At 38.8% G+C, this 13,242-nt stretch carries 8 protein-coding genes and 1 tRNA gene; 7 read left to right on the forward strand and 2 right to left on the reverse strand.

The features are described from left to right. The first annotated feature begins 90 nt into the window (after positions 1 to 90). The gene (locus ACQRD1_RS11250; RefSeq protein ID WP_235233447.1) at positions 91 to 987 is read left to right on the forward strand and encodes a ComEC/Rec2 family competence protein; all 897 of its coding nucleotides are present in this window, start codon (positions 91 to 93) and stop codon (positions 985 to 987) included. Positions 988 to 995: 8 nt separating this feature from the next. On the opposite strand, the gene ACQRD1_RS11255 is transcribed toward ACQRD1_RS11250, so the two are convergent. Then, positions 996 to 5,240 (reverse strand): 2-hydroxyacyl-CoA dehydratase, encoded by a 4,245-nt coding sequence (locus tag ACQRD1_RS11255; RefSeq protein WP_235233446.1) that lies wholly within the window; start codon positions 5,238 to 5,240, stop codon positions 996 to 998. 466 nt (positions 5,241 to 5,706) lie between these two features. Here ACQRD1_RS11255 and ACQRD1_RS11260 point away from each other — a divergent pair, with 466 nt between their 5' ends. The 6 genes from ACQRD1_RS11260 (at position 5,707) to ACQRD1_RS11285 (ending at position 12,943) form a co-directional block, all read left to right on the forward strand. Next, a complete protein-coding gene (locus tag ACQRD1_RS11260; protein ID WP_235233246.1) occupies positions 5,707 to 7,461 on the forward strand; it encodes an IS1634 family transposase in 1,755 nt (584 codons plus the stop codon). Between the two features lie 249 nt (positions 7,462 to 7,710). Next, complete coding sequence (locus ACQRD1_RS11265; RefSeq protein ID WP_235233444.1) at positions 7,711 to 8,583, forward strand: rhomboid family intramembrane serine protease; 873 nt, start codon at positions 7,711 to 7,713, stop codon at positions 8,581 to 8,583. Positions 8,584 to 8,622: 39 nt separating this feature from the next. Beyond that, entirely contained in the window at positions 8,623 to 10,059 is a 1,437-nt protein-coding gene (pyk, locus tag ACQRD1_RS11270) for a pyruvate kinase (RefSeq protein ID WP_235233442.1), read from the forward strand. 200 nt (positions 10,060 to 10,259) lie between these two features. Further along, a complete protein-coding gene (locus tag ACQRD1_RS11275; protein WP_334302619.1) occupies positions 10,260 to 10,943 on the forward strand; it encodes a TrmB family transcriptional regulator in 684 nt (227 codons plus the stop codon). Further along, positions 10,940 to 12,214 carry a diaminopimelate decarboxylase gene (locus ACQRD1_RS11280; protein ID WP_235233440.1) on the forward strand — a complete coding sequence of 425 codons (1,275 nt, stop codon included), beginning with the start codon at positions 10,940 to 10,942 and terminating at the stop codon, positions 12,212 to 12,214. Before ACQRD1_RS11275 ends, ACQRD1_RS11280 begins: the two co-directional genes overlap by 4 nt. An 87-nt stretch (positions 12,215 to 12,301) precedes the next feature. Then, on the forward strand, positions 12,302 to 12,943 hold the full coding sequence (locus tag ACQRD1_RS11285) for a hypothetical protein (RefSeq protein WP_235233437.1): 642 nt from the start codon (positions 12,302 to 12,304) through the stop codon (positions 12,941 to 12,943). A gap of 105 nt (positions 12,944 to 13,048) precedes the next feature. Here the strand turns inward: ACQRD1_RS11285 and ACQRD1_RS11290 are convergent. Next, positions 13,049 to 13,131, reverse strand: a tRNA-Leu gene (locus tag ACQRD1_RS11290). Positions 13,132 to 13,242 lie beyond the last annotated feature (111 nt).

The raw sequence follows: 13,242 nt of genomic DNA on the forward strand, positions 1-13,242 counted from the left end.
CACACTGTGTCATAGATGACAAGAAAAGGTTGATTTTCCAGAACGAGAATTTTATAATAGATGGAAATGTATTAAGGGGAGTATACGAATATGAAGAATGTAAAGAAAATAGCAGCATTTATAGCTGCGCTGACGTTGGCAGTGGCAGGTTATGCTAATCTGGATGATATTACTACTGTGTCAGGAAAAAGCGACAGAAGTATAGCTGATACGGTTGCAACGCGAGAGATGAAAGTGACTTTTCTGGATGTTGGTCAGGGAGATTGTACGATTGTTCAGACTGAAGGACATAATATGCTCATAGATGCAGGCAATAATGACCAGGGAGAATCTGTAGTGGCTTATTTACTGAAAAATGGGATTGATACACTGGATTATCTGATCCTTACACATCCCGATGCGGATCATATTGGAGGAGCAGATGATGTATTGGAAAATATAGATGTTCAGATGGTGCTTATGCCAGATGTTGCCAATGATACCATAACTTATCTGGAAGTGATAGATGATATCAAAGAATTTAATATTCAGATTGTTTATCCGAGAGTAGGAGAGATTTTTACTTTGGGAGATGCTGAATTTACTGTTCTTTGTCCAGACGAAGAATTAGTGGATCAGAGCGATCTGAATAGTTCTTCTGTAGGAATCAAGTTAAATCATGGAATCAACTCCTTTGTAATGTGCGGAGATGCAGAAGAAAAGTCCGAAGAAACTATGGCAAAGCATTTTGGCAGTGAACTAGAATGTGATGTGTTAAAATGTGGTCATCATGGAAGCAGTACCGCTACAAGTGATGAGTTTCTGAAAGCAACAGATCCTACCTGGGCTGTCATTAGTTGTGGCGTGGATAATCAATATGGGCATCCACATTGGGAGACTATAGAAAAACTGGAAAATGATGATGTACAGATATACCGGACAGATCAGATGGGGACGATTATTGCAATCAGTGATGGAGAAAACATCAATTGGGTAAAAGGGAATTAGGCAAGCGCCTAATTCCCTAAATTTTTATTTGCTGTAGACAGCATTAATTTGATTCGGTTTAATTGATTTACTTCACTTGCTCCTGGATCAAAATCAATTGCTACTATATTGGACTCAGGATAGCGTCTTCTTAATTCTTTGATAACGCCTTTTCCTACTACATGGTTTGGAAGGCAGGCGAATGGCTGAGTACATACAATGTTCGGCGCACCACTGTGAATCAGCTCCAGCATCTCGCCAGTAAGGAACCAGCCTTCACCTGTCTGGTTTCCAAGAGATACGATTTCAGAAGCCATCTTGCCAAGATTGCGGATGTCAGCAGGTGGAGCAAAATGTTTGCTCTTTTCAAATGCTTTGGTAGCAGGTGCGCGGAACCACTCAATTGCTGCAATTCCAAGATTACCGATTGTTGCCTTGGATTTCTTCATACCAAGGTGAGATACTTTGAAATTCTGATTGTAGAAGCAGTACTGAAGGAAATCCAGCAGATCTGGTACGACTGCTTCCGCTCCTTCATTTTCCAATAGTTCTACCAGATAGTTATTGGCAGCCGGGAGGAATTTTACCAGAATCTCTCCGACAACGCCGACGCGTGGCTTTTTGATATCCAGAAGTTCAATATTCTGATCGAAGTCGTTTATGATATCGTGGCAAAGCTGGCTGAAGCGGTGTCTGGAAGGATAACCCTGGGATACGAACTCCTGGCAGACCTTTTTCCATTTTTCATGCATGGCGTTTACAGATCCTGGTACAGCTTCATATGGACGAAGGCGATATACGCATTTCATGAAAATATCTCCAAATACGACTGCATATACGCCGCGGAGTACCAGTGGAAGTGTAATCTTGAATCCAGGGTTACTTTCCAGCCCGCTTAAATTAATAGAGATGACTGGAATGTGTCCATAGCCGGCTTTCTTTAATGCACGTCGTATAAAACCGATATAGTTAGATGCACGGCATCCACCACCGGTCTGGCTGATGATGACGGCAATCCTATCGGTATCATATTTACCAGAAAGGATAGCTTCCATGATCTGTCCGACTACCATAAGAGATGGATAGCAGGCATCGTTATTAACATATTTTAATCCTACATCTACTGCCTGTTTATTATCATTTGGCAAGACTTCAATGTTGTAACCGGAAGCTCTGAATGCAGGTTCCAGTAATTCAAAGTGAATCGGTGACATCTGTGGGCAGAGAATCGTATAGTCCTTACGCATTTCTTTCGTGAAAGGCACTTTTGTTATAGCAGAAGAATGAATCTCTCTTTCTTCGTGGCGTTTTTCTCTGACACGGATGGCAGCAAGCAGAGATCTGACACGGATTCTCGCAGCACCTAAGTTGTTGACTTCATCAATCTTCAAAGATGTATAAATCTTGTCAGAATCATTCAAAATAGATGCTACCTGATCTGTTGTAACAGCATCTAGACCACAACCAAAAGAATTTAGCTGGATCAAATCCAGATTTTCTGTTGTTTTCACATAATTTGCCGCCGCATACAGACGAGAATGGTACATCCACTGATCCATAACGTTCAACGGGTGTTCTGCCGGATGCAGGTGAGAAACGGAATCCTCTGTCAATACAGCAATATTATAAGAGTTGATCAATTCCGGAATTCCGTGGTTTACTTCCGGGTCAATATGGTAAGGTCTTCCGGCAAGAACGATTCCACGATTACCGGTCTCTTCCAGGAACTTGATGGTCTCTTCTCCCTTTTTCTGCATATCTTTCCTACAGGAATCGAGTTCGTCCCAGGCTGCATGTACAGCTGATTTGATTTCAGCAGCAGGAATGGAGAACTTATCAGAGAATACCTCTACCATTCGATAGGCAATTGTCTCTTCATTTGCAAATGAAAGGAATGGATGGATAAAATCAACATCCCCATTTACGATAGCATCAATATTATTTTTGATGTTTTCAGGATAAGAAGTTACAATTGGGCAATTGTAGTGATTGTTTGCTTCTGCAAATTCATTACGTTCATAAGGAATACTTGGGTAAAATATGTATTTAATTCCTTCATTAATTAGCCATTGTACATGTCCGTGGGCAAGTTTTGCAGGGTAACATTCTGATTCACTTGGAATAGATTCGATACCAAGTTCATATACCTTTCTGGTGGAAACCGGCGATAATACAACACGGAATCCAAGAGTATGGAAGAAGGTAAACCAGAATGGATAATTCTCATACATGTTCAGGACACGTGGAATACCGATGGTTCCTCGTTTTGCCTCTTCCTCTGTTAACGGAGTGTAATCAAAATAACGTTTTAACTTATATTCAAACAGATTAGGCAGTTTATTGGCGGACTTTTCTTTACCAAGACCGCGCTCACAGCGGTTACCTGTAATGAATTTACGACCGCCGCTGAAGTGGTTGATGGTCAGGCGGCAGTTGTTGGTACATCCTTTACATTTGGCCATAGTTGTAGAATATTCCAGAGATTCGATCTCTTCGATAGGCAGCATAGTTGTGCCCTCGCAGTCTACATATCTTTCCCGTGCGATTAAAGCTGCACCGAAAGCACCCATGATTCCGGCAATATCCGGTCGGATTGCTTCGCAGTTGGCGATTTTTTCAAAACTTCTAAGTACTGCGTTATTATAGAAAGTTCCGCCCTGTACGACGATATGATTGCCAAGTTCGGAAGCATCGGACACTTTGATTACTTTAAACAAAGCGTTCTTAATAACGGAATATGCAAGTCCGGCAGAGATGTCAGCAACTTCAGCCCCTTCTTTTTGGGCCTGTTTTACCTTGGAATTCATGAATACAGTACAGCGTGTACCAAGGTCGATCGGATTACGGGCAAATAATGCTTCATGAGCAAAATCTTCGACAGAATAGTTCAGAGATTTTGCAAAGGTCTCTATAAAAGAACCGCAGCCAGAAGAGCAGGCTTCATTTAACTGAACGCTGTCGACGGTCTGATTCTTGATCTTGATACACTTCATATCCTGTCCGCCAATATCCAGGATACAGTCTACATCCGGCTCAAAGAAAGATGCAGCATAGTAATGAGAGACTGTCTCTACTTCGCCCTCATCCAACAAAAGCGCAGATTTAATCAGGGCTTCTCCATATCCGGTTGAGCAGGAGTGGACAATCTCCACACCTTCCGGAAGCTTACTGTAGATATCCTTAATTGCAGTTATGGTGGTACCAAGAGGATCTCCTTCGTTGTTATGATAGAAAGAGTATAATAATGTGCCATCCTCACCGACCAGCGCTGCTTTGGTAGTAGTGGAACCGGCATCGATTCCCAGAAAGGCTTTGCCGCGGTAAGATTCCAGGTCTTTCACAGGAACCTGATGTTTTGCGTGTCTTTCTTCAAAAGCATGATAGTCTGCTTCGCTGGTAAAAAGCGGCTCCATACGTTCTACTTCGAAATCCATCTTGATTTTACCTTCCAGGCGCTGCTGCATCTGCTGTAAAGATACATCCAGATCTTTCTTAGAATTCAGTGCAGATCCGATGGCGGCGAATAAGTGAGAATGCCCAGGGGCAATCGTATGTTCATTATCTAGCTTTAATGTACGGACGAAAGCTTCTTTTAATTCAGATAAGAAATGAAGCGGTCCGCCCAAAAATGCAACATGTCCTCGAATCGGTTTTCCACAGGCTAATCCACTGATTGTTTGATTCACAACAGCCTGAAAAATAGAAGCTGCCAGGTCTTCTTTAGAAGCACCGTCATTGATCAGCGGTTGGATGTCGGATTTAGCAAATACTCCGCATCGTGCAGCAATAGAATATAAAGATTTATAATTTTTGGCATATTCATTTAACCCAGATGCATCTGTCTGGAGCAGAGAAGCCATCTGGTCAATAAAGGATCCGGTACCGCCGGCGCATACGCCGTTCATACGCTGCTCTACATTACCGCCTTCAAAATAAATGATCTTAGCGTCTTCCCCGCCTAATTCAATGGCAACATCTGTCTGAGGAGCATAATCCTGTAATGCGGTGGAAACGGCGATTACCTCCTGCACAAATGGAACACCAAGATGCTTGGCAAGGGTTAGTCCGCCGGAACCTGTGATGACCGGAGAAGCATGAATAGGACCTAATTTATAAATTGCTCTTCCAAGCAGATCAGATAATGTCTCCTGGATATTCGCGTAATGTCTTTCATAATCAGAAAAGGCAACATCATTATTCTCATCCAGAATGGCAATTTTTACCGTCGTGGAACCAATATCAATTCCAAGGGTATAAATATCTTTTTGACTCATAATATGTACTCCTTATTACATTTTCATCTATGACTTTCTTCTTATTAAATGTGTTTTTGTTTTACAGACTGTAACATTATACGACAAATTATTCGAAAAGACAATTCGCAATTGATTATTTTAGCATAAAATAAATGTTAAAATTATTTAAACTTGTATAGCAGAATTGACAAATATTCTATGAAAAGTTAGAATGACTACAGTGTAAAACATATGAAAGACAGGGATTATTCTATGAACAATTGGTTAGATAAACTGGAGAGAAAGTTCGGAAGATATGCCGGGTCTTTGACACCTTATTTTTAAAAATATTATAAAGAATCTTTTATTTAAGCCGTTTTCGGCTTATTTTTTTGTCAATTTATATGTTTATATTAGTGCTATTTTGTGCCATTTATGTTATAATAGGATTAATGGTTAGTTTTGTTTTCAAATCATTTTGTTCTGTAGAAAGGAAGCATTTATCATGTATGTTAATATCACGGGTAGCAAAAACAATAAAGATGTATATATAACACAATCTTATAGAAAATCAGATGGTAAAACATCTTCACGGATTTATCGAAAACTCGGCAAACTAAATGATTTATTAGAACAGTTTTCAGGCGACGAAGGAAAAATGATGGCTTGGGCCAAAGCAGAAGCTGCTAAAGAAACCGCTCTTTATAATCAGCAAAAAAAACAGGTTTCTGTCACTTTCTCTCAAACAGCTCGCATTCCATTGGAAGAGGAACGTTTTTTCAATGTAGGTTATCTTTTTTTGCAGCAATTATGTTCTGAATTAAGACTGGATAACATTTGCAGGAACATTCGTAACCGTCATAAATTTACTTACGATTTTCATGCCATTCTCACAGATTTGATTTATGCAAGAATCCTTTCACCTTCCAGTAAGATGAGCAGCTATTCTTTCTGTCATTCTCTTTTGGAACCTCCTAAATATTCTTTGCAGAATGTTTATCGTGCTCTCTCTGTTATGACAGAGGAATCGGATTACATCCAAGAAGAACTTTATCGAAATTCAAACTTTGTGCATCATCGCAATTCAAAAATCTTGTATTACGATTGCACGAATTACTATTTCGAAATCGAAGAAGAAAGTGGCGACAAGAAATACGGCAAAAATAAAGAACATAGGCCGAATCCAATCGTTACTATGGGACTTTTTATGGATGCTGATGGCATCCCTCTTGCTTTCGATATTTTCCCCGGAAATCAAAACGAACAGCTTACACTAAAACCATTAGAGACAAAAGTAATTAAAGATTTTGATTGCAGCGAATTTATCTTTTGTTCGGACGCTGGATTAGGAAGCGTAAAAAACAGATTTTTAAATAGCTTTGGGAATCGTTCTTATGTAATTACTTACTCATTGAAAAAAATGAAACAGGAAGATCGTGAAATAGCCTTGAATCCAACTCAGTTTAAAGTTCCTGGCTCGAATAAAATGATTGATCTAAGAACCCTTGATGAAACGGATCCTGATGTATTTCATACGGTTTATTACAAAGAAGTACCTCTTGTGACCGGAGATATGGATGAAACAATTATTGTTACGTACTCACCTAAATATAAAGCTTATCAACAAAAAATTCGTAGTCGTCAGATTGACCGTGCGCTGAAAATGATACAGTCTCCCGGAAAATGCAGACGAGGAAAGAATCAAAACGACCCTGCACGTTTTATTCAAAAAACCTCCATTACATCAGATGGCGAAATCGCAGATAAGTATGTTTATGAATTGGATGAAGAACGCATAAATGAAGAATCCATGTATGATGGTTTTTATGCTGTTGTAACAAACCTTGAAGATAACCCGGCTGAAATCATAAAGATTAACAAGCGACGCTGGGAAATCGAGGAGAACTTCCGAATCATGAAATCCGATTTCGAAGCCAGACCGGTTTATGTGCAGAGAGACGATCGTATCAAAGCACATTTTCTTACGTGTTATATCAGTCTCTTAGTATATAGACTATTAGAAAAGAAACTAGGAGAAGAGTTTACATGTTCTCAGATTTTGGAAACACTGCGTGGTATGAATATGACGCTATTAAGCAAAGACAGTGGTTACATTCCATCTTACAAACGAACAAAACTAACAGATGAACTTCACAGTTCATTTGGATTAAGAACAGACCTCGAATTTATATCAAAAGCCTCCATGCGAGGGATTATTTCAAAGACAAAAAAGATAAATAGCACAAAATCAAAAATATAGTACATATCGATGCAAACGAACAAACAGCCACAGTGCCCGTAATTACAGGTATTATGGCTGTTTATTCTTCTTTTAAGTGTCAAAGATGGGATTATACGACAAATTATTCGAAAAGACAATTCGCAATTGATTATTTTAGCATAAAATAAATGTTAAAATTATTTAAACTTGTATAGCAGAATTGACAAATATTCTATGAAAAGTTAGAATGACTACAGTGTAAAACATATGAAAGACAGGGATTATTCTATGAACAATTGGTTAGATAAACTGGAGAGAAAGTTCGGAAGATATGCGATTCCGAATCTGATGTATTATATTATTATTTTGTATGCTGCTGGATTTGTCTTAAATCTGGTGAATCCATCATTCTATTACCAATATCTGAGCCTGAACGCTTCGGCAATCTTGCATGGTCAGATATGGAGGATTGTGACATTCATAATTCAACCACCGTCTACCAGCCTGATTTTTATTATATTTGCGTTATATTTATATTTTATGATTGGACAGCAGTTAGAGAGAGCCTGGGGAGCATTTCGGTTTAATCTTTACTTCTTTTCCGGAATGATTTTCCATGTGATTGCAGCAATTATTGCTTATCTCTTGACAGGAATCTCTTTTCAGATGGATACCTGGTATCTGAATATGTCTCTGTTTTTTGCTTTTGCTGCTTTATATCCTGATCTACAGTTTTTGCTGTTTTTTGTGATACCGATCAAAGCAAAATATCTGGCATTGATTGATGGATTATATTTTGTCTATGCGATTGTTCAGGCATTTTTGCCGGCTTATGGCGGAAGTGTCTATGGTATTTATTACAAGGCTAACGCTCTTGCAGCAGTGGTTTCCATACTGAACTTTCTGATCTTTTTCTTGAATTCAAGAAATGCAAGGGCGTATTCTCCGCGACAGATGAAGCGAAAAAAGGAATTTCAACGCAAAGTAAGGCATGCACAGCGTCCTGTTAATACCTATGCAAACGGTGCAAAACACAGATGTGCAGTCTGTGGCAGAACGGAGTTGGATGATCCAAAGCTGGAATTCAGGTATTGTTCTAAATGTAATGGTAATTATGAATATTGTCAGGATCATTTGTTTACACATACACATGTAAAATGATTTTACCAATAATAGTTATAAGAGAGGAATTAAGGGAATATGAAAAAAACAAAAATTATTTGTACAATGGGACCAAACACGAATGATGAAAGCCTTATGAGAAAATTAGTCCAGAGTGGTATGGATATTGCCAGATTTAATTTTTCTCACGGTGATCATGAAGAACAGAAGATGAGAATGGATGTGCTGAAAAAGATTCGTGATGAGGAAGGAAAGCCAATTGCGATTCTTTTAGATACAAAAGGACCAGAGATACGTACGGGAATCTTGAAAGATGGCAAGAAAGTAATGCTTCAGGCTGGTAATGTATTTACTTTAAGCACAGAGGATATTGTCGGAGATGAGACGAAGACATCTATCACATATCCAGGTCTGGTCGCAGATGTTCAGGTTGGAAGTACGATTTTGATTGATGATGGACTTATTGAGTTGAAAGTAAAAGAAAAAAGAGACACTGAGATTGTGTGTAAGATAGTGAACGGTGGTGAATTGGGAGAGCGTAAAGGTGTGAATGTACCGAATGTTCCAGTCAGACTTCCTGCAATTACTGATAAGGACAGAGACGATCTTCGATTTGGTGTAGAGCAGAAGGTTGATTTTATTGCAGCATCATTTGTGAGAAATGCAGAGTGTATTCTTGAAATCAAAGCATTTTTGAAAGAATGCGGTGCCCCATATATTCCGGTTATTGCCAAGATTGAAAATGCAGAGGGAATCAAGAATATTGATGAGATCATTCGATGCGCTGATGGAATCATGGTGGCTCGTGGAGACCTTGGTGTTGAGATTCCTGCAGAAGAGGTTCCATATCTTCAGAAGATGATCATTCAGAAATGTAATGATAATTATAAACCGGTTATTACTGCAACACAGATGTTAGATTCTATGATCCGCAATCCTCGCCCGACAAGAGCAGAAGTAACAGACGTAGCTAATGCCGTATATGACGGAACGGATGCGGTCATGCTTTCTGGTGAGACTGCGCAGGGTAAATATCCAGTTGAAGCTCTTCAGATGATGGTTCATATTGTAGAAAGTACAGAAGAACATCTGGATTATGATCTGATTCTTAAGAAAGCCGGTGAGCATAGGATGAAGAGTGCGTCCAGTGCCCTGGGCCATGCGACTGTAACAACTGCAAATAACCTAAGAGCAAAATGTATCATTACTCCTACAGTGTCAGGAGCAACGGCAAGAGTTGTATCTAAGTTCAAACCGCAGATGGACATCATTGGCGTTAGTCCGAATGAAACAACTTTGAGAAGAATGCAGATTTACTGGGGCGTAAGACCATTAAAATCTATTGAAGTTCATACGACGGAAGATATCTGTAATAGTGCAATTGATCTGATCTGTGCAAAACAGATGGCAGAGACAGGAGATGTTGTGATCCTGACAGCTGGAATTCCATCTACCAATGTGGCTGGAGTGAAGACTGGAGTCAGCAATATGATGAGGATTGCGGTTGTAGATTAAGAAATCGTTGTAGTAATAGAGGCGGAATGTTTCTGCCTCTTTTTTCTTGACCTTTGTTAGCTATTAGACCCTTAATGAAATTAAAAAAACCTTGTGAATGTATTGACATATTATCTAACATCCTTTATAGTGTTCCTATCGAGAACTACTAAAAGAAATGGGGTGATTAATTGGAACAGCTGTCATTTGTGGAACGTCTGATGGAATTTGGCCTTACGCGGCAGGAAGCAAATATTTATCAATGTATGATAACTGAAGGAAAAGTGACAGGATATGAGGTGGCTAAGCAGACGGGAATTTCTAGATCGAATGCGTATAATTCTCTTGCAAATATGACGGAGAAGGGTATTGCATATCTGGTAGAAGAAGGAAATACGCGAAAATATGTTCCGGTTCCACTGGATGAATTCTGCAAGAATCGTATCCGTAAGCTGGAAGAATCAAAGAAATGGCTGATCGCACATGTACCATCTGAAAAGACATATGTGGAAGGATATATTACAATTGAAGGTGCTGATCATATCCTGGACAAGATGAGAAATCTCTTGTCTCAGGTGGAAAAAAGAGTATATATCAGCTGCACAAGGAATTATCTGCTTCTTTTAGTCAGAGAATTAGAAGACTTAATTCGCGACAAAAAGAAGGTTGTGATTATTACAGATCAGCCAGCATCCTTTGATAATGCTAAGGTATATGTTGGTGAAAACAGAGGTATGCAGATTGGCCTGATTGCAGATTCTAGATATGTTCTTACTGGAGAATATGGAGAAGGAAGCTTGAATACTTGTTTGTATTCTGGACAGAAAAATTTTGTGGAGTTATACAAAACTGCACTTTCGAATGAAATAAAACTACTATCGATGCGGGAGGAAAACCAACAATGAAAAAAGAACCATTTGTAACGAAAGAACAGTTAGATGAGATTGTAAAAGAGTATCCAACACCTTTTCATTTGTATGATGAAAAAGGTATTCGTAAAAATATGAAAGCATTAAAAGAAGCATTTTCATGGAATAAAGGCTATAAAGAATATTTCGCAGTAAAAGCGACACCTAATCCATTCTTGATTAATATTTTGCGAGAATATGGCTGTGGCTGTGATTGCTCGTCATATACAGAATTAATGCTTTCTGATGCAATAGGTGCATCTGGAGAAGATATTATGTTTTCATCTAACGATACGCCTGCAGAGGAATTCGTGCTTGCTGAAAAATTAGGAGCTATCATTAATCTGGATGATATTACACATATTGATTTTTTGGAGAAAACAATTGGACATATTCCGGAGATCATTAGTTGTCGCTACAATCCGGGTGGATTGTTTAAAATCAGTAATGATATTATGGACAATCCAGGAGATGCCAAATATGGTATGACAACGGAACAATTATTTGATGCATTTAAAATATTGAAAGAAAAAGGAGCAAAAGAATTTGGAATTCACGCATTTCTTGCAAGTAATACTGTGACGAATGAATATTATCCTATGCTTGCAAAGGTATTATTTGAAGTGGCAGTAAAACTTCAGAAGGAAACAGGTGTGCATATCAAGTTTATCAATCTGTCTGGGGGAATTGGAATTCCGTATACACCTGATCAAGAGCCAAATGATATTCGGATAATAGGGGACGGTGTCCGCAGAGTATATGAAGAGGTTCTGGTTCCGGCCGGAATGGGTGATGTGTCAATTTATACAGAATTAGGACGTTTTATGATGGGACCATATGGTTGCCTGGTAACTACAGCGATTCATCAAAAACATACACACAAAGAATATATTGGCGTTGATGCATGTGCAGTAAATTTGATGCGTCCTGCAATGTATGGTGCTTATCATCATATTACTGTTATGGGAAAAGAAAATCATCCATGCGATCACAAATACGATGTTACAGGTTCTTTGTGTGAAAATAATGATAAATTTGCCATTGACCGTATGTTGCCAAAGATTGATATTGGCGATTTACTAGTGATTCACGATACAGGTGCTCACGGATTTTCCATGGGATATAACTACAATGGAAAGTTAAAATCAGCGGAAGTTCTTTTGAAAGAAGACGGAACGACTCAGTTAATTCGAAGGGCTGAAACTCCGGCAGATTATTTTGCAACATTTGATTGCTTTGAAATTGGCAGAAAATTAACTGAAAATTAACAACAAGGTCCCCTGTCAAGAGTTGAATTTATGAAAAATAAAGTGTATGGTATACTCATATCTTATACAGGAGTAGGAGGAATAGGAATGAGAAAAAAAGGGCTTTTGGCTGTTTTGCTTGTTATGGCAATGTCTCTTTTGAGTGGTTGCGGGGGAATGAGTGCGGAAGATGCAAGTTCTTATGCAAAGTCTGTTTTGGATGCCAGCTATAAAGGAGAATTTGATGACTATATCGAATGGACGAAATCCACAGAAGATGAGGCAAATGAGTTGTATGAGGGCAATATTGACACAACAATGGAAGAAGCTGGTTTTTCTGACCTTGGAATATCAGAAGAACTGATGGCAAGTTACAGAGAATTGTTCCTGGATATGGTCAAGCATGCAAAATACGAAGTAGGAGAGGCAAAAGAATCGGATAACGATGCATATACGATTGACATTACAGTAGAACCGTTTATAGCCTTTGAAGGAATTCAGGAAGAGGTGACGGCTTCTCTTACAGAAGAAATAAGTAATATGACAGAGATTCCGAGTGATGAGGAATTGAATCAGATGGTATTCCAGAGAATGTATGATCTTATGGCTGCAAGAATGGAAGATCCTGCATATGGTGATCCTGCAATCGTTACAATTACCGTACAGCCAGATGCTGATGGTGTATATTATATTTCTCAGGAAGATATGACAGCACTTGATGATGCAATGTTTCCGACAGATAGTTTCTAATATATTTAAGAAAAAAGATGCGTTATATATCAGATTAATAAATGATATAACGCATCTTTTTTCTTAAAAAATAAAAACCAGATCCGTACTTGACCTGGTTTTTAATGCGGATGGTGGGACTTGAACCCACACGAAGTCGCCCTCGCAAGATTTTGAGTCTTGTGCGTCTGCCATTCCGCCACATCCGCATGTTCTTTTGCTTTTCGCAACAACATGATAAATTATAACCTTTTAATTTGAGAATGTCAATGGTTTTATAAAGAAATTTTGCAAAAAAAACAGGGTAAAATTGATTTGGT

Origin of the sequence: Bariatricus sp. SGI.019, from assembly GCF_050315235.1 — a bacterium.
Lineage (GTDB): Bacteria > Bacillota > Clostridia > Lachnospirales > Lachnospiraceae > JAFBIX01.

Coding starts and splice junctions, on each gene's coding strand:
- ACQRD1_RS11285 (WP_235233437.1), top strand. CDS start 12,302: ATGAGAAAAAAAGGGCTTTTGGCTGTTTTGCTTGTTATGGCAATGTCT.
- pyk (WP_235233442.1), top strand. CDS start 8,623: ATGAAAAAAACAAAAATTATTTGTACAATGGGACCAAACACGAATGAT.
- ACQRD1_RS11265 (WP_235233444.1), top strand. CDS start 7,711: ATGAACAATTGGTTAGATAAACTGGAGAGAAAGTTCGGAAGATATGCG.
- ACQRD1_RS11275 (WP_334302619.1), top strand. CDS start 10,260: ATGGAATTTGGCCTTACGCGGCAGGAAGCAAATATTTATCAATGTATG.
- ACQRD1_RS11250 (WP_235233447.1), top strand. CDS start 91: ATGAAGAATGTAAAGAAAATAGCAGCATTTATAGCTGCGCTGACGTTG.
- ACQRD1_RS11255 (WP_235233446.1), bottom strand. CDS start 5,240: ATGAGTCAAAAAGATATTTATACCCTTGGAATTGATATTGGTTCCACG.
- ACQRD1_RS11260 (WP_235233246.1), top strand. CDS start 5,707: ATGTATGTTAATATCACGGGTAGCAAAAACAATAAAGATGTATATATA.
- ACQRD1_RS11280 (WP_235233440.1), top strand. CDS start 10,940: ATGAAAAAAGAACCATTTGTAACGAAAGAACAGTTAGATGAGATTGTA.